Origin of the sequence: Subsaximicrobium wynnwilliamsii, assembly GCF_007997225.1 — a bacterium.
Classification (GTDB): Bacteria; Bacteroidota; Bacteroidia; order Flavobacteriales; family Flavobacteriaceae; genus Psychroserpens; species Psychroserpens wynnwilliamsii.
The window spans coordinates 1-1,541 of sequence record NZ_VORM01000090.1; the positions used below are offsets into that span (position 1 = coordinate 1).

A 1,541-nucleotide genomic window follows, 5' to 3' on the forward strand; every position below is an offset into this window, starting at 1 on the left:
AAGTCGCCAAATCTTTTGATTTGGCTTTTAGATGAATAATATAAAACAAAATGCAAAAGATTTGGCTTGTGGATAATCCGAATAATTATTGCTTATTTACAGCCCTACTTCTTTTATACTAAACGTTGTAAAATATAGCAGAATTTACTCAGATCCGAAAATCTAGACCCTGAAAACTGTCTGATCTGAACTATTCCAGAAAACCAACTGTTGCGGAAATTTGAGCAAGTTTGCGGAATTTAAAATCGGATGTTATTTCAAAAACAGTCTATTAACGAGGGATTTTCTAAAGCAAGTTTGCGGAATAAATAACGGAACCTTTGCAGTTTGCGGAATTATTCAAGATGCGGAATTTAGCCAGATGCAGAATTATGCACGATGCGGAACTTAAGCAGTTCGCGGATTTGCTTACTCGAGCGCACAACCTAAATGAGTATTTTATCTAAAGTCTGAAATTCACGAAACTACATTTTACAACATCGCGTATAATTAATTGCTAGGCCTGTTCTTCTTCCGAAAACCCTCGCGGTTGCCCAAGTTCGTTTTTATTTGCTAAATTAGCGATTGAGACACGCAACTAATCATACTCAAGAGCGTTACCTACAATTATGAAAAAAATTCCGTTTTTGATTTTAACTTTGATTTTTATTTCAAGCTGTGAGTTTAACTCAAACAAATTGGAGTGGAATAAATTGAATGACGAAATAGTTCAAAAGGATAAGCAAATTTCTGAATTACAAAAGAAAATAAAGGATTTAGAAAAAGACACTAAAAACACTCAATCTTCGGATTATTATCGCTTCGTGGAATCTTCTGACTCTGAAATAAATGTTGCGGAAAAATTAAAAACCGGAGAACGGAAATTAATTGACAAAAAGGATTTTAAAGACACTTTAGATATATCAGATAATTTTTTCGTTTATAAACACACATCTGAAATCACTCAAACGTCTAAATCGGAATTTGAATCAATCCTTCGTGATTTTGACCAATTTAAATCGGAATATGGAAATGACTTTTTTGTGAGAGTAATGACATTTTATAATGGACAAAGTTTACCTCTGGAAACCGAAAATTCTAAAACTGATATTCATATTTTAATTCAACCGACTGAATTGGGTTATGAAAATAAAACGTTCGTGATTTCGGACTTTTATGATGTTAACATAAAAACGCTTGAAAAGAAAAATAATAGTGTTGAACTGACTTTTGAACACGGAAAGTTTCCGAGAAAAAAAGAATTGATAATAATTAAACCCGAATTAGTAAAATTTGGAAATAAATAACTGTAGGTAACACCGTGTATAATTAATTGCTTGGTCACTGCCGACTTACGAACATTCCTGCGGAATATTCTATTCGGTTTTTATTTGCTAACTTTCGTGCTTAATCACGCAACTAATCATACACATCACGTTGGCTAAAATAGCAGAATTAGCAAGTAAATTCATAATCCAGACTTTTTAAGAGCTAATTCGTGACATCATGCGGAAACCAATCTCTGCGGACTTTTTAGCAGGTTTATGGAATCGCTATCTGAA

General features: G+C 33.0%; 1 protein-coding gene. It reads left to right on the top strand.

Going from position 1 to position 1,541, the window contains the following annotated elements; genetic code table 11:
* Nucleotides 1-608 precede the first annotated feature (608 nt).
* A complete protein-coding gene (locus ESY88_RS20605; protein ID WP_147088585.1) occupies nucleotides 609-1,286 on the top strand; it encodes a hypothetical protein in 678 nt (225 codons plus the stop codon).
* Nucleotides 1,287-1,541 lie beyond the last annotated feature (255 nt).

Bases quoted from the DNA above. Each gene is read 5' to 3' on its own strand.
- ESY88_RS20605 (WP_147088585.1), top strand. From the start codon at position 609: ATGAAAAAAATTCCGTTTTTGATTTTAACTTTGATTTTTATTTCAAGC.